This window comes from Rhodococcus sp. 14-2470-1b (genome assembly GCF_002259415.1).
Classification (GTDB): Bacteria; Actinomycetota; Actinomycetes; order Mycobacteriales; family Mycobacteriaceae; genus Rhodococcoides.
On record NZ_NPFY01000044.1, the window covers coordinates 26066 to 45489 of the forward strand.

The following is a 19424-nucleotide window of genomic DNA, read 5'->3' on the forward strand; positions in this document are numbered from 1 at the left end:
TCAAGGTCAAGCACTTCAGTCAGGCGACTCAGTTGTAGGCGTGTACTCGTGTTGGCGGGTGGGCCTGTGCGGCGCGTCCGTCAGGTGCGCGCAGTGTGAAGCTTGAGCTGTACGGCGTGGTCGTAGTCGTCGTCGATCAGCGTCACGGTGCGGTGTTCGCGGTCGAGCAGTGAGGCCGCGATCGAAGCTCGGTAGCCGGAGGCGCAGTGCACCCACACGTCGCCGTCGGGGACCTCTGCAAGTCGGTGCGGCAGTTCGTGAAGGGGGATATTCACTGCACCGGGGATATGGCCGTCCGCGTACTCGGACTGTTGACGTGTGTCGAGCACAGTGATGTCGGAGTCGGTTGCGGCAAGTCCGGCGAAGTCGGACACCTCGTAGGACCGCACGTGGCCGTCGCCGGCGAGTGAGTGAATCTCACCGACAGCCGAACCGGAGGGGCGGTCGATGCCGATGCGCGCCAACTCTCGTGTGGCATCGTCGATTTGGTCAGAGGTGTCACCGATCAATGTCAGCGGCGCACCCCACTGGTAGAGCCATCCGAGGTAGGTGACGAACGTCGTCGACAGCTCGAAACCGAGGGAGCCGTCGAGATGTCCAGCAGCGAAGGCGGTTCGTGCGCGGAGGTCGACGACCCACTGGCCATCGTCGATGCGCCTGCGTAGTTCGTCGGGATCGACAGGCTCCGGGGTGGACAGATCGATCGGGGCCGGACCTTCGGTGTTGATGACGCCCATGTGGGCGTAGTACGCGGGGTAGGCCGACAATCCTGCGATCAACTCGTCGACGTACGTCTGCTCGTCCTGGGTCAGCGCGGGATTGGACTGCTGCTGTTCACCGATGGTCGACGAGTCGCCGCTGGTGGGGGTCGCGGAGCAGAAGCTACCGAACCCGTGGGTGGGGTAGACCTCGACATCAGCGGGCAGCTCGGCGGCGATACGACGGACCGAGTGGAACTGCGCGTGGGTGAGCTCGTCGGTGTGCTCGGAACCGAGCAGGTCGGTGCGGCCGGTGGATCCGTACAGCATCGAGCCACCGGTGAAGATCGCGATCGGTTCGTCGCCGAGTCGCAGCACGTAACTGACGTGATGATGTGTGTGGCCCGGAGTGTGCATCACCTGAAATGTCGCCGATCCCGCTTCGACGACATCGCCGTCGCCGACTGCGCGCCGTTCGTATTCGACCGGGTCGCCCTCGGGGACAACGTATTCGGCTCCGGTGGCGCGTGCGAGTTCGAGTCCGCCGGTGACGTAGTCGTTGTGGATGTGGGTTTCGAGTACGTGGGTGATCGCGGCGTTCTTCTCCGTGGCCAGTGCCAGGACGCGGTCGATGTCACGTTGGGGATCGATCACGACGGCGATGCCGTCGTGGCTGATCAGGTAGCTGCGGTCGCCGAGGCTCGACGTTTCGATGATTGCGATGTCTGGATCGGTGGTGCTCACGGGGTACTCCTACGGTGTAATCGGGTCGGCCTCGTTTCTGACGTGAAACGTCCTCGTTCAGGCCAGTGCGAGGAAGAGCTTTTCCAGTTCTGCTTCGGTCATGGGCTCTTTGTTGTCTGCGGTGTCGCCGGTCATGCATTCACGAAGGCCGGTGGCCACGATCTTGAATCCGGCTTTGTCGAGGGCGCGGGAGACGGCGGCGAGTTGAGTGACGACGTCTTTGCAGTCGCGTCCGTTCTCGATCATGCCGATCACACCGGCGAGTTGGCCGTGTGCGCGGCGCAGACGGTTGAGTACCAATGCGATGCTGTCTTCGTCGCCGATCATTGCGGTCTCCTGAGGGTGTGTGATGGTGGTAGTCGTTCCAGATTACCCCCGGGGGCATCGGTTCGGTGTGTGCAGTCGGTCATGAAAGAACGAGGGTGTCGACAAGTACATAGCCCGCGACGGCGAACACCAGGTAGGCGAACCACGTGCGCAGCTTGTCGGTGTCGATGCGTGTGCTCAGTTTTCCGGCGACCAGCGAGCCTGCGATCGCAGCACCGGCGAACGCCGCTTTCAGTGGCCAGTTCCCGCCGAGCCCGTCGGCCTGAGCGATCAGTCCGGCGGCGGAGTTGGCGACGATGACCACCAGCGACGTTCCGACAGCGACACTCATCTCGATTCCCAGCAACAGCACCAGAGCGGGGATGATCAGAAATCCTCCGCCGACGCCGAACAGTCCGGTGAGGACACCGACCCCGAACCCGGTCGGTATGGACCGTGGTGCGCATCGCCGCCAATCGATCCCGGAACTTCCTGTCTTGCAAGCGGTTCCGACATCGTCGGTGCTGCGCAGCATCCGCGCCCCGGCGATGATCATGACGATCGCGAAGCCGATCATCACTGCGGCCTCGGGCAGATGCCTGCCCAGGACGCTGCCGACCAGCGTGCCGACGATACCGGTGGCCGCGAAGATCGCCGCCAGTCGCCATTCGACGAGCTTCGCCCGCACCTTGGGGATGGCCCCGGTCGCCGAGGCGACACCGATCACCAGCAACGATGCCGGTATCGCCTCCGACAGGTCCATTCCCAGGGCGTAGACGAGAACCGGGACGGCGAGGATCGACCCGCCGCCTCCGAGGAGACCGAGCAGGATGCCGACGGCGACGCCGAGGACCAGTGCCAGCGTCAGGGTCATCAGCTGTGGGCTGCGTCCTGGCCACCGAGTGCGTCGATGGCGGCCTGGAGCTTGGTGGTGGCCTCGGCCGCGACGTCGGACAGTGCTGGCTCGCCGGTCGCTTGGACCATGATGTCGGGGTTCATCGCTTCGACAATGACCGATCCGGAAGCGGAGGTGTCGGCGCGGACGACGACATTGCACGGCAACAGCAAGCCGATCTGGCGCATGACCCCGACGGCGCGGTGCGCGAGGGACGGATTGCAGGCACCGAGGATCAGATACTGCTCCATGTCCTCGCCGAGCTTGGCCTTCAACGTGGCCTGCATGTCGATTTCGGTGAGAACACCGAAGCCCTGATCTGCGAGGGAGGCTTTGACGGCGTCGACTGCGGTGTCGAAGTCGGTGTCGGTCAGAGTGGTCGAGAGTGCGATGTTCATAAGGGAAGTTCCTTTCGGTCGTCGAACTGCGGTGATCTGGGCCTACCCGATTCGGGGCTGGCGAATACTCGGCACGCCCACCCTGGTGAGAAGCGCGCTGGCCGGGCACCAGCCGACCGCTGCGTAAAGGGCGAGGTTCGCGGCAGCGAACGCGCTGAGCAGTCGCCACTGCGGTGCGTGGAGTTCGCCGAGGGCCAGGCCGGTGGCGGTGACGCCGGCGGCGAGGGCGGGGACGATACGTTCGATCGGCCAGCCCGCGAACGCGGACGAGCGAGTGGTGTTCGGATCGATCATGATTGCTCAGTTCGGGTTGTAAGGGTGGTCAGTGCGAGAAGCTGATCGAGGGCAACACCTTGCGCAGCCAGGCCGGTGACCACCATGCGGCGTGTCCGCTCAAACGCAGCAGGACCGGCAGCAGGATCAGCCTGATCAAGAAGGCGTCGAGCAGTACCGCGACGCCGAGGATGATGCCCATCTCCTTCGGTGGGAGCGGATCGGAGAGTGCGAAGGTGAAGAACACTGCGACCATGACCGCGGCGGCGGCGAAGATGACCCGGCCGGAGTGGGCGAGGCCGTCGACCTGAGCGGCTTTCGGGTCCCCGGTCTTCTCGTAGTGCTCTTTCGCGGTGGCGAGCAGGAACACTGTGTAGTCCATGGCGATGGCGAAGATCATCGCGAAGAAGAACACCGGACCCCAGCCGTCGAGGAAGCCTTGCGGGGTGAATCCGAGCAGTGATGCGCCGTGCCCGTCCTGGAAGATCAGCTTCGCGACCCCGAACGCTGCGGCGGTCGAGAGCAGACTGACTGCGGTGCCGAGGATCGCGATCAGCGGTGCTTGGAGTGCGACGAGCAGCAGGATGAAACCGAGCGCCAGAATGATACCGATCACCAGCGGTAGGTAGTCGTTCAGTGCTTGCTGCAGATCGAGGTTCTCCGCTGGGGCACCGCCGACCAACGCCGACTCCGGGAGTTCGGCGCGCAGGTCACCGAGGATGGTGCCCATTCTCTCGTCCGAGGGGTCAACGGTGGGAAGTGCTTGTAGCAGTGAGTAGTTCGAGCCGTCCGCGGCAGGCTGGGGCGGAGTGACCATCGAGATCCCGTCGACGGTACTGGCTGCCGTGGCGGTCGCGGCGGCATCCGCGGACGGGACGACGATCTGCAGTGCGCCGGGTGCGCCGGCACCGAACTGGGCCTGGACGAGCTCGTAACCCTGGCGAACCGGTGCGTCTTCGGGGACGACGGCGATCGAGGGCATCGCCACTTTCAGTCCGAGGACCGGAAGGGCCAGCGCAATGAGGATGCCGACGGAGACCAGAGCGAACGGCCAGGGGTGCTTGTGGAGCAGTTCACCCCAGGCTGCGAATTTCGGGGAGCGGTGCTGCTGGCGCTTGGCGTAGGGCAGGGAGGCGGCGTTGACCTTGGAACCGAGTGCACCCAGGGTTGCGGGGAGCAGGGTCATGGTGGCGATCAGCACGAAGGTCACGGCGAGCATGATGCCGACGGCCATGGTGCGCACCGCCGGTGCGGGAACGAGCAGGACGGCCGAGAGGCTCACCAAGACCGTCAGACCGGACAGGACCACGGCTTTGCCTGCGGTGTCCATGGTTTCGGCGACCGCGGCACGTGGATCGGCGTTGCGCAGTGCGTCGCGGAACCTGGCGACGATGAACAGGGCGTAGTCGATTCCGAGGGCGAGGGCGAACATCATCGCGAAGTTCATCGCCCACACCGAGATCGGCGTGACGCCGTTGAGCAGAACGAGTCCGCCTGCGGATGCGACCAGGCCGGCAACGGTGAGTAGCAGCGGCAATCCCGCGGCGACGAGGGAGCCGAACGCGAGCACCATGATCGCCAAAGTGACCGGCCAGGAGAACAATTCGGCCTGAATCATGGCGTCGTGGTTGGCCTTGTTGAAGTCCGACCACAGTGCGGAGGATCCGGTCGGGTAGACCTCGATGCCGTCGCCGGAGAGTTCGGTCAGCTCGCCCTTCACCTCGTCGACGGCCTTGACCATGTCGTCGGTACTCGCGTTTGCGCCGGCGATCAAGATGCCGGTGTGACCGTCGGGACTGATCGTCATGCCCGGCTGGGGGGCGATGACCTCACCGAAGCGAGTGTCACCGTCGAATACGGCCGCGACGTCGGTGAGTGTCTGCTGCATCGCTGCGTCTTCGATCGTGGCGGTGTCGGAGTGAACGACCACCTGCACTGCTGCAGAGGAATTGCCGCCGAAATGCTGCTGGGCGAGCTCGCGGACCTGGACGGATTCGGAACCGTTGGCCTGCCAGCCGGCCCCGGCCAAGGATGAGAACACCGATGGCGCAGCCGATCCCAGAGCAACGAGGGCGATCAGCCAGATGCCGAACACCCACCGGCGACGCGCGACCATCGTGCTTCCCAGGCGGCCTAGTGCGCCGGGTGCCGGTGGCCGATGGCGGTCGTGGCGGCCGGTGGCCGCCGCGGTAGCGGGCTTGGTCACAATTGCTTCTCCTAATACGGGTGGGGGTATTCAGAAGTGTTGAAGACGCCCAGAGATTCCTGCGAAATGCAGTGGAGTGCTGTTGGGGTGGGGGTCAGCGACGAAACAGGGAACGAAAGAAGTTGTCGCGTGTAGCTGGGGCGGGTGTCTCCATGGAGCAGGAGCACTGCTGCGACCGCGGAACGTTCTTCATGACGCTGTCGACATGTCGACCGCAGCCAGCCCAGGTGGTCTTACCGCATGCCGGGCACGGGACGGGGTAGCACATGGCGGTCCTTTCTGGCGGGTACATCACTACTGTGACACATACCTAGGGGGGTATGCAAGTACCCGTGGGGGTATGAGGGAAGGGGTGGGCCGGAGCCGATCGGTAGACGGCAGTGGTTTTGCCGGATCCAACGCGAGGCTGTGCTGGCGGCCGCAGAAGGCGTTTGATGGTCGCCAGTCTGCGAATGCGGTTGTCCCTCAGGGGTTGATGCTCCACCCACGCGCGAGTTGCGCCGCTATCGTCCGCGAGTTTCTGTGAACCCGCGCAGTTGCGTCCCACTTCCATTCCCACACCCAGACAGGCCCGGACGGGAGCGGTCCAGGAGTGGCGAGCATCGGAGACAACGGATTCGGGGGCATCGACGACGGATGCCCGCGTAGGCGATCGGCGAACCATCGAAAACCGACCGCAAGCGGTCGCACGTCCCCTCCGGGGCCGCCCCATATGGGTCACCAATTTGGTCGTACGAGTCGTCCCAGCCTGACATGCCGGGGACCCCGTCCAATCAAACCGCGGTCGCACGCTCCCAAGACGCGGTTTGACAGTCCACCCTCGTCATGTCGATCGGGGACGTCTCATCCGAACCTTTGGAAGGTGTCCCTGCCATGAACAACAACCTGCTCAACGATCACCAGATCATCACCGAGCTCATCGGCAATGCCGCTCAGCTCCCCGCCGAAGATCCGCGCGCGGCCCGGTGGGCCACCGAAGCGCTCGCGCTCGCAGCAGAGCTGCCCATCCTCATCGAGGAGGCCGAGGGAGTGCTAGGACGGATCGAGCACGACACCACCTGCCGGTGGTGCGCCGGACAGCCGGGAGCAGTCATCCCGGTCGGTTCCTTCTGGTGCACCCACTGAGCACCAGGCCCCACGGGGGTCCCGGTCCCACCACGGGGCCGGGACCCCTTTTTCGTCTCCCAGATCGGAGCCGTGCATCCGTGGGAAACACACGTGCATTTGCACGACCTCGACGACTGCGGCAGCCGCGCTAGCTCTGTACCGGCGAACATGGCCAGGGAACCCAAGTTGTCGAAACAGCGCCGCCCCCACGACCCGCCGTCACGGACGGCGGTCCTGGATCTTGCCTCCCGTGGCCCAGCAGTAAGCAGCGACCGCCCAGTTGTAGTCGTGGAACGACGAGTAGTTGTTCTTGGAATACACGCACCACTTGATTTTGTCAGCGGCGAGGTGAACGTTGTCGGCCACAACGCTTGGTGTTGCGGCCGGACCCGATGCGGGCTGGGCACTGGCGGTCGCACCCACCGCGGGGGCGAAAAGCAGGCCCACAAGGACTGCGACCGTTGAGATTCGCTTCTTCATGAAATCCCCTCGACTATCTGGCAGAGGCACACGGGAGCGGTTCCCGCCTGATATTTGTACCGCGCTGACTTTCCAGCGGAGCCCTCTGCCGAGGTAGTTAGAACGATTGAATGAACGGCACCCTGACGCGGTGGATGGGCGCGGCAATCGGCATAACGGGACCCCCCTTTTTTGTCTCCCGCACGGGCTGGAATACCACCGACAGCACTGTCGTTGTAGAACTCGACGGCGTTCGATCCCAATGCCCCGGGTACCAACCATTAGCCGCTACGAGCGACCACCTGCCGAGAGGCGCACTGGCGAACACCGTCACCCAACATCGAACAGGGCCACGCATCACCGATGCGCGGCCCTTGTTTCGTTCGAAACGACCCGTCGGCGGCCACTGCTGCGTCTCCGAACCTCCCCGTCTAGTCATTTCATCGAATGACTGTTGCCGGAACCGCCGCACCACCTCGTGCGTCCAATAAGACATGGACGACGACGAGCGTGCAGCCATCCGATCGGAAGGCCACGACCCCGACCACCCGGCCGTTTCTCACGCCCTCGACCAGGTCAAACACGTCCTCCACCTGTACCGACATCTCGCCTGGACCTTCACCAGGGATGACCTCGACGGCGTCTCCGTTCCCCGCCGGACGAGCTGACCGGCACGTTCGACAGTCGAACTAGTGTTCGATACGCTGGCAATGTCTCTACCGGTACGGCGAAAGGTCGATCCCCATGGCCACCGCCGACGCCGTCCCCGACCTCACCGGTCTCGACAAAGCCACCCAGCTCGATGTTCTGCGCCGCCGCATGGCCACCGTGCCCGGAGGCCGCCGCGACCACGCACCCGCCGAGCTTTCCGCTATCACCGCTCCCGACCGCGCCGAACCCAGCGCACCGACCGTCGACGGCGAGCCCAAACCGCTCACCGCCGCCGTACGCTGCCAAACCCTGCGAACCATGCCGATGCCCCCGCCCCTGGCCGCACTGCTCCCGCGCAGGGCCCTGGCCCGCGGAACCGCCATCACCGTCAGCGGCGCGGGATCGAATCTCCTCGCGCTCATCGCCGAACCATCCGCCGCCGGCCACCACGTCACCCTCATCGGCCAACCCCGTTTGAGCCTGCTCGCCGTCCACGAACACGGCGGAAATCTGGCCAAGATTCATTTCTCTGGGGTTTCTCGTCCCGTGACGTGATGTTGTGCAACCATGCCGCGTAGCCTTTCGTTCTGGTTCTCTCGGGATGTGTTGGTTGTAGCGTCTCGTCTCTTTCGATGGGTCGAGCGTGTGAAGGCGTTTCCCGTGAAGATGCCGTCCGGTGGGAGCTCTTGGACCGTTATCGATGACGACTACGTCGTGCCGGTAGTTGATTCCTACTTACGTGAGCTGCGATTCGGGCGAGACCGCGCCGGGTCCACAACCAAAGCGTTTGGAAGTCATAACAGGTAGCTGAAGATTGTTGTGGTATTCTTAAATCAGTATTAGCGTGCACGCTTATGACAAGTAGGCCAACATGGGTTCGTATAGAACTAAACTGATTGTCGCTCATGATGGTGGTCGGGGAATAGGCAAGGGCGGTGTCATCCCGTGGAAAATCCCCGGCGAGCAGAAACGCGTCGCCGAGATCACAAAATCTACTACAAAACCCGAGGCTATCAATGCGATAATCATGGGAAGGTCGACCTACCTGTCGCTTCCGTCAAGGTATCGGCCCTTGCGAGACAGGCTGAATGTCGTGGTGACTAGCCGATTCCCGCCTGATCACGGAATTGAAACGGCAGGCACTATTGATGAGGCGCTTGAAACTTCCCTTTCGCATCCACGTGTCGAGAGTGTTTTTTCTTCGGCGGTCAGCGGATCTACGATGAAGCCATTGCGCGTCGCCTGGCAGATGTTCTCCTTGTTTCTAGTGTGGACGACACATATGAATGCGACACGTTTTTCCCGAAAATCCCCTCCGACTATTCTCTCTCCTATGAAGAAGTTTCTTTTTACGGAAACTGCAAGGTGCTCCAGCAAGAGTACCTCCGGAATTTGGAATAGCGGCGTCTTTTAAGCCAAGGTACTTCAAGTAATGGCGGGAGCAGGATGTGCGCGAGTCTTTCGACGTGACGGAGTGGGCGACGGTCACGATTTGGTCGGAGTTTGGCGGTGGCGGGCAGCCTTGGTTGTTGGTGTTCGCCGAGCGCGCGTAGGGGTCGTGTCCTGTTTGACGATCGTCTATCGAGACACCCCGCGGCCGAACCGGTTGTCAACTTCAGAAGACGGCTGCAGTCTTTGCAGGCGTTTCGAGGGTGAGTGCACGTGTCTTCTGACATTCTGATGTCAGAAGTGCGGTGCACGGGCGGCTCTCGGTGACAGGGAGGCTTGTGATGGACCCCGACAAGCTCGACGTCGTGGAGACCGGTGTGCTGACAGCGTCGGGGGAGCGGTGGTCTGAGGCCGAGGCCCGTTTCGCTGTCCTGACTCCCTTGCTGGAGATGCATCCGGTGCGTTCGGAAGCGGTCGACGATGCCGCGCAACGGTTGGGATTGTCCAGGCGGCAGGTCTACACGTTGGTCGGCAGGCTCAGGAACGGGACGGGGACAGTCACCGATCTTCTGACGAAGGTCTCGTCGGGAGGGCGTGGCCGCAGCCGAGTGACGGCTGCGGTCGAGGACGTGATCGGCGATCATCTCACCCGCTATTTTCTTCACCGCCAGAAGCTGAGTGTCGCTGCGCTGCACCGACGTATAGCACTGGCGTGCCACCGCGCGGGTCTGCCAGTGCCGGCCAGAAATACCGTCACCGCGCGTATCGCCGCGCTCCATCCGGCATCGGTGGCCAGGTCACGCGGAGGACCCGATGCCGCCCGCCCACGTCAGTCCGCCGGCGACAGTCCACCTCCAGTTGCGGGGATTCTCGATCAGGTCCAGATCGACCACACCGTCGTCGATCTGATGGTCGTTGACGAGTACGAGCGGCAACCGATCGGCCGCCCCTACCTGACGATCGCCATTGATGTCTTCAGCCGTTCCGTACTCGGGTTCGTCGTCACTTTGGAGCCGCCGTCGTCGATATCGGTCGGGTTGTGCCTGGGCCGCGTGTGCTGCGAGAAGCAGACATGGCTGGAGGCATGCGAGCTCGCGGAGCAGGTGCAGTGGCCGATGGCAGGGAAGCCGAAACAGTTGTATCTCGACAACGCCTCCGAGTTCAAAAGCGAAGCGCTGCGCCGCGGATGCGCCCAGCACGCCATCACACTCGAATACCGTCCTCCGGGCCGACCGCACTACGGCGGGATCGTCGAACGCATCATCGGAACGGCGATGACGGCGGTGCACGAGCTGCCTGGGACCACCTTCTCGAACCCAGCGGACCGAGGAAGTTACGACTCGGACAAGCACGCGGCGTTGACATTGCGTGAGTTGGAGCGCTGGCTGGTCCTGGCCATAGCCTCGTATCACGCGAGCGTTCACACAGGGATTGGGAACACTCCGGCCGCCGTGTGGGCCGGCGAGGTAGCCGCAGCTGGTCACGCCCCTCGTGTGGTGCTCGGCGAAACCGCGTTCCTGGTGGACTTTCTTCCCGTCATCCGGCGACGTTTGACGCGCACGGGCTTCGTTCTCGATCACGTGCACTACTTCTCGAACGCGCTCAAACCGTGGGTTGCGCGGCGAGAGGATCTGGGGCGGTTCGTGATACGACGTGACCCACGCGATTTGAGCAGAATCTGGGTCCTCGAACCAGACGGTGCCGGCTCTGGTCCTCGCCGTTCCGGTGATCGTGGCATCGAACATGTTCGCGATGCTTCTCGGATACTCACTGCCCGACTCGTCGTGGATCGCCTGGGTCTCCCCGGTACTGGGCACCGTGATGTACGCCTGGGGTGGTTCCCCGTTCCTCACCGGCGCGATCGGCGAAATCCGTTCACGTGCACCAGGAATGATGCTGCTCATCGCCCTCGCGATCACCGTCGCATTCATAGCGTCGATGGGAGCGAGCCTCGGCGTACTCGATCATCAGCTCGACTTCTGGTGGGAACTGGCCCTGCTGATCGTGATCATGCTGCTCGGGCACTGGATCGAAATGCGATCCCTCGCCCAGACCACCTCCGCCCTGGATTCATTGGCCGCATTGCTGCCCGATACCGCCGAACGAGTCGAGGGCGACGATGTGGTGCCGGTGCCCCCCTCCGAGCTGCAGCTCGGTGATGTCGTCGTCGTCCGCCCCGGCGGCCGCGTACCCGCGGACGGCACCATCGTCTCCGGATCGGCGAGCATGGACGAATCGATGATCACCGGCGAATCACGCACGATCCGCCGCAGCGATGGCGACCAGGTCGTCGCCGGCACTGTCGCCACCGACTCCGGCCTGCGCATCAAGGTCACCGCAGTAGGGGAGGACACCGCCCTCGCCGGCATCGGCCGCCTGGTCGCCGACGCCCAGAACTCGACCTCGCGGGCCCAGCGCATCGCCGACACCGCCGCCGGCTGGCTGTTCTGGTTCGCTCTCGGATCTGCGATCATCACCGCGTTGGTATGGACGCTATTCGGGATGCCCGACGACGCGGTCATCCGCACCATCACCGTGTTGGTCATCGCCTGCCCGCACGCACTCGGACTCGCGATCCCGCTGGTGGTCTCCATCGCCACCGAACGTGCCGCCCGCGGCGGGGTTCTGGTCAAGGACCGGCTCGCACTCGAAACCATGCGCACGGTGGACACCGTGCTCTTCGACAAGACCGGGACCCTCACCAAGGGTGAACCCACCGTCACCGCAATCGAGGTGACGAACGGGCGCACCGCCGACAATGTCCTCGCTTTGGCTGCTGCCGCAGAAGCCGACTCAGAGCACCCACTCGCACGGGCTATCGTTGCGGCCGCACGCGCGCGGAACCTGACCGTCCCGGCTGCAGCAGACTTCCAGTCGTCCCCCGCCGTCGGGGTCGCAGCCGACGTCGACGGCACCCGGGTCCAGGTCGGCGGGCCGGCACTGCTCGAGCAGGAACGCGGATCCGAACTCGCCGTCGCCGATCGGTGGCGCGGGGACGGGGCGATCATCCTGCACGTCCTCGCCGGCGGTGTGGTGATCGGTGCACTCGCGCTGGCAGACGAGATCCGCCTCGAATCACGCACCGCAGTCGATGCGCTCCACGCCCGCGGAATCACGGTCGTGATGATCACCGGTGATGCCGATGCTGTCGCGAAGTCCGTCGCGACCGAGCTCGGTGTGGACCGCTACTTCGCCGGGGTGAAACCGGAAGACAAGTCCCACACCGTCGCTGCACTCCAGAGCGAAGGACGCACCGTGGCGATGGTCGGCGACGGAGTCAACGACGCGCCCGCTCTCGCGCAAGCGGACGTCGGCATCGCGATCGGGGCGGGTACCGACGTCGCTATCGCGTCGGCCGGGGTGATCCTCGCCAGCGACGACCCGAGGTCGGTGTTGTCGGTGATCGAACTCTCGCGGGCCTCGTACCGGAAGATGAAGCAAAACCTGTGGTGGGCAGCGGGATACAACCTGATCTCCGTTCCGCTCGCGGCGGGAGTGCTCGCGCCGGTCGGGTTCGTGCTGCCGATGTCGATCGGCGCGATCCTGATGTCGCTGTCGACGATCATCGTCGCCGCGAATGCGCAGCTGCTGCGTCGCCTCGACCTCGCGCCCGACGCCATCGCCGGAGCGGTGAACGAGGGGAGTTCCAATCCTCCGTCGCAGCGCACACCGTCACTGTGAGAGCTGATCTCGTACCGGAAACGCAGCCCTGACGACTGGGAAACGCTGATGGCCGCATCCTCTCCGCCGGAGAGGATGCGGCCATTGTTTTGTGTGGCGGGCCGGGTCAGCCGAGCAGTCGCTGCATGGTGTCGATTTCCTGCTGTTGGGTGGCGACGATGGTGCGGGCCATCTCCAGGGCGTCAGGGTTGGAACCGTCCGCGATTTCGGTGTTGGCCATCTCGATGGCGCCGGTGTGGTGGGCGATCATCATCGTCAACCATTGGCGGTCGAATTCGGGGCCCGACGCTGCCATCAACGCGTCCATGTCCTGAGTGGTCATCATGCCGCTGCCGGAGCTGTGGTCCATCCCGCCCATGTCACTCATGTCCATGTCGGGCATGGGCTGGCCCCATTCGGTGAGCCAGGTGGTCATCTGGTCCATCTCGGGTTGTTGCGCGGCGGCGATCGCCGCCGCCAGTGACAGCACGTCCGGGTTGTCGGTGCGGCCGTTCGCCATGTCGGCCATCTGGACTGCTTGGGCGTGGTGCGGGTACATCATCTGCGCGAACATGACATCGGCATCGTTGAACTGCGCCGACGAACTCGCCGGCGCGGACGATGCCGGCATCGAGGACATCGAGGACATCGAGCCCATCGAATGGCCGTCCATCGACGAATCGGCCGAGTTGTCGCTACAGCCGACGAGAAGGAATGCGCTCGCAGCAGCAGCAGCGAGTGAGGCAGTGGCTTTGGTACGCATGAGGAAACTCCTTGCAAGAGTGAATGATACAGAGAATTCGGATGTCGTTCGATCCGCCGACAGACATGCGTCTGTCGGGCTCCCTGTCACACTCGTAAGGTCACCGATCTGTCCAACTCCCACAACGTCCACGGCGGCGCACGTTCGAGCGTGCAGTCGGCGCGTCCGACGAGCCGGTTCACCGATGTCGGCGTCGCCAGGTCGGAGGTAGTGCTGAGCGCCGGGACCGTCAGCGCGGGCCACGACGGCGTCGTGCCGACACAGGGGTGCATCATCTGGTGCCCCGACGGGCAGTCGTGTTCCCCGGCCATCACCGGAATCGACACCGAGTCGGCGTCGTGGGACGGCGCCGCCGTCGAGGCATGGCCGATACCCATCGACATGGACATAGAGCCGGTCACGGACATTGACATCGGTGTCACCGAATGCATCAACAGCACACCGAACACCGTCAGGGCAATCAGCGCACCGATCGCCGAGGCCGTGCCCCGTCGCCCACGCTCGACTGCCGATTGCATGCCCTCGACGGTAGCAGGGGTATACCCCCCCCCAGGGGTAGCGCCGAACCGGGTGGTGCCCACCCTCCGCTACTGTCGGGGCGGAGGCATCATCGCGAGCGGACACGACTACACCTACGACGTAATGTAGTACCCCATCGCTGCGGTAGGGCCAGGGACGCTACCCTTGATCGATGTCGGTATTGACCAGCATCGTGCGGCGTGTCCTCGTGGTGTCGGTCGTCGTGGTCGTCACCGTCTGTGCACTGTTCTGCCAACGCCTGCCCGCAACGTTCGCGGCTGCCGGCACTCCGATGGAAATGGGCTCGACCGCCACGGAAGTGGGCTCGACCGCCACGAAAATGGGCTCGACCGCTGCGGCACTCGCGCGTACACCAGTCGTAGACACCGGAGTGTCGGTGGTGACCAGCGAGGCTCACGAGAGCGTGGACTGCGGCGAAATCGCGGGTGGTTTCGCGTGTGTGGACGCGGTGGCGGTGGTTGCGCTCAGCGCCGTATCGGCTCTCACCCTCGGGGTACGAACGGGTGCCGAGCTCGACGAGTTGGCGGGGCGGTATCCCACGCGTGGGCTTCAGGTGTCACATGGCTCGGATTGGCCGCCGTGGACGGTGCTGTCGTTGGCGCAGCTGTCAGTGAGCAGGGTCTGACAGGTCGCTCGGGTCACAATCCTGAGCCCCTGTCTTTCGATGGGCTTGCACCGCGTGGATGGCCGTTTCGTCCACGTCGTGTCGGCCTTGTCCCCTCTCATCGCACCACTGGCCCCGGGTCGCTCCACCGCTCCATCCACGGAGTGGTGGGGGCTGGGGCTCTCCCCGACGAAAAGGCGCATCATGAACATGGACATGACCATGGGTTCGACTCTGCCCACTTGGATGACCCCACTGGCCTGGGTGGTCCTCACCCTCGCCCTCTTCTCGTCAGCGGTCATAGCCGACGACATCTACCGCCGCGGGCACCGCCATCTCACCGTTGCCACCGAGTTGGTGTGGATCGGCTCCGGTCTCTATCTCGGCCCCTTCGCCCTCCTTGCATATCGCCGTCACGGCCGCGTCATCCCCGACACGAGTACCACGATGCAGGCGGCACCCCATGGTGTGGCCGCAGGACTCCCCGGCGGTACAGCCTCCGCCGCCGCGCACCTCATCGGGGTGCCGCTGGTCATCGCCTCCGGGCTCACCATCGCCGGCATCGACCTCTGGGTGATGATCATCGTCATCGCGGTACTGGCCACGGGGATGCTCTTCGTATACGAGCGCTCGGTCATCACACCGACCGTGGGTGTACAGGACATCCGTCGGCGTTCAGCCGCGGCTGCGCTCGGTGTCGCTGCACTGACCGTACTGGCGTTCGACCTCGGGATGGGTGGCTGGATGCTGCTGCTGCACTACACCGAGACAATGCCCCCGGCCACCGACGCTGCATTCTGGATGCTCATGCAATTCGGCATCGTCCTCGGGGTAATCACAGGCTTCCCCGCCGTCCGTCGCCTCCAACGTCACCGCAATACCCCCGCCTGAGATCGGCGGTTCACAACCATCAGAGGCTCGGGTCGGGAGTGCAGCCGACTTCTGAAACTGTGCAGTCGTCTTCTGAAACTGACAGCGGCTCGATCGACTCGGCCGCAATCTCCCGCACCTCATCGAGCTCATCGCAGACCTGAAAGCTAGGGGAGTGGCCTTCGCGTCGGTCACCGAACAGATCGACACCACCACCGCAGGCGGGGAACTCGTCTTCCACATCTTCGGCGCACTCGCCAGCTTCGAGCGTCAACTACTGCGAGAACGCACACATGCAGGCCTCGCCGCAGCTCGGGAGCGAGGAAAGGTCGGCGGACGCCCACCCGCACTTACGGTCACCAAGAAGCGGGAGGCAACCCGAATGCGCAACCAGGGCAACACTATCGGAGATATTGCAGAAGTACTCGGAGTCAGTAAACGCACCCTCTACCGTCACTTCTCGCCTTAGAGCGACAGTGATCGCTTGCGGCGTGGCGCAACCACCTGGTAGCTGGCAATCTAGAACGGGTCTGGTGGTGCCATTGCAGTGAGCCCAGCCTCCTGGAACTGCTTCAGGTCCATCGCGAGCTTCCAGTCGTCCTGCGGACACCACTCGGATTTGAACGGCTGCCACACCCTCGTAACCACCTTTCGGCCACCGGGCGACGTGGATATCTTGTCTACTGCGGAGAACACCACTGAAACCCTGCTTCTAGTCGATTTTTCTGCGCGCGGTCGCAGCGCCGCGCCCAGATAGTCCGCATATGTGTCTTCGAAACCCTGTCCAACCCAAGCTGGTGGTAGCCGAAGAAACACAAAACCCGATTCGCCTTCGGGAATCTGCTCGGAGGCGTCCTTAATTGAGCTATCAATTGTCTTCTTTGTAAATGGCGTGTCATCGCGCTTCGCTTTGACCTCGACCGCCTTCGGCGGATCGCTGACCCAGAACCGCAGGTCATACGACCGTCCGGAATCCGAGCCCTTTCCCTCCCGCTCCCCGGAGGCAGGCTTCTGCTCGACGTTCATGGGGAGGTTCATCAGGTACAGGGCGGCGTCGAGCTCGAAAGCGACGCCGGAGAGTGCGTCACCACTGGCAACCTTGGCCACAACCAGATCGAACCAGTCAGCGTATTGAAGCTGATGAACCCGCCGCGCCAGCTCCTCCTTACGGTGATGCGTTAGTTCCGCCAGCTCCTCGTACGCCGCATTCGGGTAGAAGAACGCCTTGGTGGTGCGTGAACTCTTCTCCTCGTTGTACACCGAGTCGAACCAATCGTCCCCGAAGTGCGCTCGCATGATTCCCTCTGTGATGACCGTGCGTGCGAAACCATCGACGCCTTCCGCCGGTGCACCCGCCGGGATCTGCTCGCGGGCCATCTCGAATGTGCGGTGCGAAAACAATTCTGTCCACGCCAGGTAGTCGTTCCACGAAACCTGCCAAGGCTGGGCACGTCTCTCAGCGGGAGCATTGTCCGTAAATTGCTTGAATGTCAGGTAGATCGGAAACTGCATTGCCGCCACCAGCCTTACTTTGGAGTGATACCAACCTGAATCTAATCACTCCATTGTGGGATCCACTGCCGTGACCGCCCTGGCAGGTACGGTCGAGAAGCGAACCGAATCATCGCGTAGCAACGATCCGGGACGAACGAAAAGCAGCTCATGACAAACAGATTGGCGAACACTGATGGTAGACACAGAATTTCACAACAAGGCGCTCGAACTGCTTCGGCAGGCCGACGAAGCCGACCAGAACGGCAACGAAGAACGGGCGGCGTACCTCACCGCGCAGGCACAAGTGTTCGCCACCCTCCAGAACTCCGCCACCGCCTTCGCCGTAGCGGAAGACGTACTCACCGCCTTCCATGAAAAAATGAACGGGGCTACGGACGCGGTCGACGGACTCACTGCACAAGTGCGGAAAGAACTCGGCGAATTAAACCAAAACCTCGACGACATCAAAGCTCGGATGCCCGCGACCTGAGGCCGTCGAACCGCCGGTAATTCATCTCCGATCGGACGGGGGCTGGACCAACGGCAGTGGGACTCACTCAACACCCGAGTCCCACTGTCACACAACCCGATTGGTCAACGGCTAGGTCAACCGCAACCCCATCGTCAAACCACCGTTGGGCTTGCCGTTGGACCTGTGCGTCAACCTACGCGGCAACCCACACGCCATCGCGTACTCGACAATATCCATGTCAGGATCCTGGAAAAGCAAGACCTGCGCAGTCACCATCACCACGTTCCACCGCACACGATCGGTCTCATCGCTCGATAGAGCGTCATCGGTCCGCTTGGTATCCGAATTCCGATCGTGACCAGCACGATCGAGACGATACGGCGCATCAGACCAATCGTGACCAGCGATCTCCGCGGCCATCTCCTGCGCATTACGACTGAGCATCTTCTACCTCCAGTTGGTTCCGTCGCCTCTTCCCGTCGAAAAGGACCACTCCGAACAATACTCCCGAACTGACTTCTGCGCTCCCAGACACAAATTCACGATTACCGACCAGGCCTGAGAGCTACCGCGTCACCGAGCGTGGTCAACACCCGTCGCTCCCGCACAATCACGCTGCGAGCTCCACGGCCGGGAGGTGGCCCAGCCGCCGGCGTCGACGAGCGGTCTCGCATTCCGCCTGTCCACGGTGCCGGCCACCCTGCGGGCGTCCCCCGAACCGAGCTCCGCTGCGCTCCGCACCGTGAAAAGACATCGAATTTCTTGTCGCACATCTGGCTCCCGGCGATACTGCATCACCCGTGCCCGCCGCCTCAACCCCTCGCTCCGCTGCGCTACGGCCAAGGCTCCGAACACTTTTCGTAGAGCAGTCGCTGCGCTCCCACGAAAACTGTCCAGCCGCGGCGTTGCCCCGTCGTCCCCGTGCGCTGCTGTCTCTCCTCACGCCAGATGACAGCGACAAGAAATTGGCAGAGCAGCAAGTCCAGTCGGCACACCAGTAGGGGAGAGGCCCACACCATGAGCGCATTCACCGTCAGCAACGAACACATCGCAGTCCTGCTCACCGCCGGACTCGCCGTCGACCACAAACCACTCCAGTGGGAGATCCCGGCACCCACCGACGGCGGTCTCCCGCTCAATGCAACCACCGGAAACGGCGTCGGCGCAGGATGGTCGATCAACCGCCCGAACACCCGCACACGGAGCCTCACCCGCGCCAGCGTCGACGCAATCGGGCAGATGCTCCTCGACCAGAACACCGCCAGCGTGAACCACCGCTACAACGACGACGACCTCCAGATCTACACCCACACCCCGCCCCGTGGCTGGCGTACAGCCGTCGAAGTCCTCAAAGCCATCAACTGCTACCGCTACCAAGCAGGCGAAGTCGACAACTGGACCGACACCGAAGCGCACCACTTCTGCGCCGCCCTCGAAACTGCCGTCATCGCAATGCTTCCCGGCTACGAGGAAGCCGCATGGGCCATCGGCCGCGACACCCCCACACTCGCCGAACAGCACGCCAGCAACGGCACGATCTAACCGGCCTCGATCACCGAATCCAACCCGACGAAGGAGCACAACCCATGAGCGCCAACGACATCGACGACTACTGGACCACCTACGACAAGGCCCTCGACGCGGCCGCCGAATGCCGAAGCGTCGAATCCCTGATCGACACCCTCAACCGCTACTACCCGCCCTCGTCCGGAGTGGCGTTCTTCCCCAACGGTGCCGACCGAGACCTACTCGGCACACTCACCGACGCCGGACACTTCGATACCGTGTGGATCCAAGCGGACTACCACTTCGCGCTCCGTGACGGCCGCGGAGACGGATTCACCTACATCGAAGGCGACATCGTCCGCGGAACCTCACGCCGGTAAAACACCCGC

At 63.5% G+C, this 19424-nt stretch carries 20 protein-coding genes and 3 pseudogenes; 13 read left to right on the top strand and 10 right to left on the bottom strand.

The annotated features are described in order from the left end of the window. Positions 1–80: 80 nt before the first annotated feature. The 6 genes from CH293_RS27265 to CH293_RS27290 form a co-directional block, all read right to left on the bottom strand. Positions 81–1442, bottom strand: a complete 1362-nt coding sequence (locus CH293_RS27265) for a rhodanese-like domain-containing protein (RefSeq protein WP_037154330.1) — start codon at positions 1440–1442, stop codon at positions 81–83. Between the two features lie 57 nt (positions 1443–1499). Continuing rightward, positions 1500–1769 carry a metal-sensitive transcriptional regulator gene (locus CH293_RS27270; protein WP_027494148.1) on the bottom strand — a complete coding sequence of 90 codons (270 nt, stop codon included), beginning with the start codon at positions 1767–1769 and terminating at the stop codon, positions 1500–1502. Between the two features lie 79 nt (positions 1770–1848). Beyond that, on the bottom strand, positions 1849–2622 hold the full coding sequence (locus CH293_RS27275; RefSeq protein ID WP_037154327.1) for a sulfite exporter TauE/SafE family protein: 774 nt from the start codon (positions 2620–2622) through the stop codon (positions 1849–1851). After that, positions 2622–3041, bottom strand: coding sequence for a DUF302 domain-containing protein (locus tag CH293_RS27280; protein ID WP_027494150.1), 420 nt, complete (start codon positions 3039–3041; stop codon positions 2622–2624). Before CH293_RS27280 ends, CH293_RS27275 begins: the two co-directional genes overlap by 1 nt. 42 nt (positions 3042–3083) lie before the next feature. Then, positions 3084–3335, bottom strand: a complete 252-nt coding sequence (locus CH293_RS27285) for a YgaP-like transmembrane domain (RefSeq protein WP_027494151.1) — start codon at positions 3333–3335, stop codon at positions 3084–3086. Positions 3336–3363: 28 nt separating this feature from the next. Then, positions 3364–5430 (bottom strand): MMPL family transporter, encoded by a 2067-nt coding sequence (locus CH293_RS27290; protein ID WP_027494152.1) that lies wholly within the window; start codon positions 5428–5430, stop codon positions 3364–3366. Between the two features lie 963 nt (positions 5431–6393). On the opposite strand from CH293_RS27290, the gene CH293_RS27300 reads away from it, so the two are divergent. Then, entirely contained in the window at positions 6394–6645 is a 252-nt protein-coding gene (locus tag CH293_RS27300; RefSeq protein ID WP_037154323.1) for a hypothetical protein, read from the top strand. A gap of 201 nt (positions 6646–6846) precedes the next feature. On the opposite strand, the gene CH293_RS27305 is transcribed toward CH293_RS27300, so the two are convergent. Next, on the bottom strand, positions 6847–7107 hold the full coding sequence (locus CH293_RS27305; RefSeq protein ID WP_037154320.1) for a hypothetical protein: 261 nt from the start codon (positions 7105–7107) through the stop codon (positions 6847–6849). Between the two features lie 473 nt (positions 7108–7580). Here CH293_RS27305 and CH293_RS28370 point away from each other — a divergent pair, with 473 nt between their 5' ends. The 6 genes and pseudogenes from CH293_RS28370 (at position 7581) to CH293_RS27335 (ending at position 12807) form a co-directional block, all read left to right on the top strand. Beyond that, on the top strand, positions 7581–7754 hold the full coding sequence (locus CH293_RS28370; RefSeq protein ID WP_176460144.1) for a hypothetical protein: 174 nt from the start codon (positions 7581–7583) through the stop codon (positions 7752–7754). A gap of 76 nt (positions 7755–7830) precedes the next feature. Beyond that, positions 7831–8292 carry a hypothetical protein gene (locus CH293_RS27310; protein WP_052058730.1) on the top strand — a complete coding sequence of 154 codons (462 nt, stop codon included), beginning with the start codon at positions 7831–7833 and terminating at the stop codon, positions 8290–8292. Between the two features lie 316 nt (positions 8293–8608). Continuing rightward, positions 8609–8896: pseudogene (locus tag CH293_RS28855) on the top strand (dihydrofolate reductase); the annotation flags it as partial. Between the two features lie 83 nt (positions 8897–8979). Then, positions 8980–9138: a hypothetical protein gene (locus tag CH293_RS28860; protein ID WP_369597579.1), complete on the top strand. Its 159-nt coding sequence runs from the start codon at positions 8980–8982 to the stop codon at positions 9136–9138. A 329-nt stretch (positions 9139–9467) separates the two neighbouring features. Next, a pseudogene (locus tag CH293_RS28865) lies at positions 9468–10826 on the top strand (Mu transposase C-terminal domain-containing protein); the annotation flags it as partial. A gap of 43 nt (positions 10827–10869) precedes the next feature. Continuing rightward, the gene (locus CH293_RS27335) at positions 10870–12807 is read left to right on the top strand and encodes a heavy metal translocating P-type ATPase (protein ID WP_094722020.1); all 1938 of its coding nucleotides are present in this window, start codon (positions 10870–10872) and stop codon (positions 12805–12807) included. A gap of 106 nt (positions 12808–12913) precedes the next feature. On the opposite strand, the gene CH293_RS27340 is transcribed toward CH293_RS27335, so the two are convergent. After that, entirely contained in the window at positions 12914–13549 is a 636-nt protein-coding gene (locus tag CH293_RS27340) for a DUF305 domain-containing protein (protein WP_037154317.1), read from the bottom strand. A gap of 86 nt (positions 13550–13635) precedes the next feature. Next, positions 13636–14067, bottom strand: a complete 432-nt coding sequence (locus CH293_RS27345) for a DUF6153 family protein (protein ID WP_037154315.1) — start codon at positions 14065–14067, stop codon at positions 13636–13638. A gap of 173 nt (positions 14068–14240) precedes the next feature. Here CH293_RS27345 and CH293_RS27350 point away from each other — a divergent pair, with 173 nt between their 5' ends. The 3 genes and pseudogenes from CH293_RS27350 to CH293_RS27360 all read left to right on the top strand — a co-directional run. After that, complete coding sequence (locus CH293_RS27350) at positions 14241–14714, top strand: hypothetical protein (protein WP_037154312.1); 474 nt, start codon at positions 14241–14243, stop codon at positions 14712–14714. A gap of 183 nt (positions 14715–14897) precedes the next feature. Further along, positions 14898–15584: a DUF4396 domain-containing protein gene (locus CH293_RS27355; protein ID WP_165430178.1), complete on the top strand. Its 687-nt coding sequence runs from the start codon at positions 14898–14900 to the stop codon at positions 15582–15584. 97 nt (positions 15585–15681) lie between these two features. After that, positions 15682–16032: pseudogene (locus CH293_RS27360) on the top strand (recombinase family protein); the annotation flags it as partial. A 50-nt stretch (positions 16033–16082) separates the two neighbouring features. Here CH293_RS27360 and CH293_RS27365 read toward each other — a convergent pair. Beyond that, positions 16083–17084 (bottom strand): hypothetical protein, encoded by a 1002-nt coding sequence (locus CH293_RS27365; RefSeq protein WP_141217246.1) that lies wholly within the window; start codon positions 17082–17084, stop codon positions 16083–16085. Between the two features lie 166 nt (positions 17085–17250). Between CH293_RS27365 and CH293_RS27370 the strand changes: the two genes are divergently transcribed. The 3 genes from CH293_RS27370 (at position 17251) to CH293_RS27390 (ending at position 19415) form a co-directional block, all read left to right on the top strand. Continuing rightward, positions 17251–17547 carry a hypothetical protein gene (locus CH293_RS27370; RefSeq protein WP_032382556.1) on the top strand — a complete coding sequence of 99 codons (297 nt, stop codon included), beginning with the start codon at positions 17251–17253 and terminating at the stop codon, positions 17545–17547. Between the two features lie 999 nt (positions 17548–18546). Then, entirely contained in the window at positions 18547–19071 is a 525-nt protein-coding gene (locus CH293_RS27385; RefSeq protein ID WP_052058728.1) for a hypothetical protein, read from the top strand. Between the two features lie 44 nt (positions 19072–19115). Continuing rightward, positions 19116–19415, top strand: a complete 300-nt coding sequence (locus CH293_RS27390) for a hypothetical protein (RefSeq protein WP_037154309.1) — start codon at positions 19116–19118, stop codon at positions 19413–19415. Positions 19416–19424: the final 9 nt, after the last annotated feature.

Coding starts and splice junctions, on each gene's coding strand:
- CH293_RS27355 (WP_165430178.1), top strand. CDS start 14,898: ATGAACATGGACATGACCATGGGTTCGACTCTGCCCACTTGGATGACC.
- CH293_RS27350 (WP_037154312.1), top strand. CDS start 14,241: ATGTCGGTATTGACCAGCATCGTGCGGCGTGTCCTCGTGGTGTCGGTC.
- CH293_RS27305 (WP_037154320.1), bottom strand. CDS start 7,107: ATGAAGAAGCGAATCTCAACGGTCGCAGTCCTTGTGGGCCTGCTTTTC.
- CH293_RS27390 (WP_037154309.1), top strand. CDS start 19,116: ATGAGCGCCAACGACATCGACGACTACTGGACCACCTACGACAAGGCC.
- CH293_RS27290 (WP_027494152.1), bottom strand. CDS start 5,430: ATGGTCGCGCGTCGCCGGTGGGTGTTCGGCATCTGGCTGATCGCCCTC.
- CH293_RS27340 (WP_037154317.1), bottom strand. CDS start 13,549: ATGCGTACCAAAGCCACTGCCTCACTCGCTGCTGCTGCTGCGAGCGCA.
- CH293_RS27270 (WP_027494148.1), bottom strand. CDS start 1,769: ATGATCGGCGACGAAGACAGCATCGCATTGGTACTCAACCGTCTGCGC.
- CH293_RS28370 (WP_176460144.1), top strand. CDS start 7,581: ATGGACGACGACGAGCGTGCAGCCATCCGATCGGAAGGCCACGACCCC.
- CH293_RS27280 (WP_027494150.1), bottom strand. CDS start 3,041: ATGAACATCGCACTCTCGACCACTCTGACCGACACCGACTTCGACACC.
- CH293_RS27335 (WP_094722020.1), top strand. CDS start 10,870: ATGTTCGCGATGCTTCTCGGATACTCACTGCCCGACTCGTCGTGGATC.
- CH293_RS27385 (WP_052058728.1), top strand. CDS start 18,547: ATGAGCGCATTCACCGTCAGCAACGAACACATCGCAGTCCTGCTCACC.
- CH293_RS27345 (WP_037154315.1), bottom strand. CDS start 14,067: ATGCAATCGGCAGTCGAGCGTGGGCGACGGGGCACGGCCTCGGCGATC.
- CH293_RS27285 (WP_027494151.1), bottom strand. CDS start 3,335: ATGATCGATCCGAACACCACTCGCTCGTCCGCGTTCGCGGGCTGGCCG.
- CH293_RS27370 (WP_032382556.1), top strand. CDS start 17,251: ATGGTAGACACAGAATTTCACAACAAGGCGCTCGAACTGCTTCGGCAG.
- CH293_RS27310 (WP_052058730.1), top strand. CDS start 7,831: ATGGCCACCGCCGACGCCGTCCCCGACCTCACCGGTCTCGACAAAGCC.
- CH293_RS27275 (WP_037154327.1), bottom strand. CDS start 2,622: ATGACCCTGACGCTGGCACTGGTCCTCGGCGTCGCCGTCGGCATCCTG.
- CH293_RS27300 (WP_037154323.1), top strand. CDS start 6,394: ATGAACAACAACCTGCTCAACGATCACCAGATCATCACCGAGCTCATC.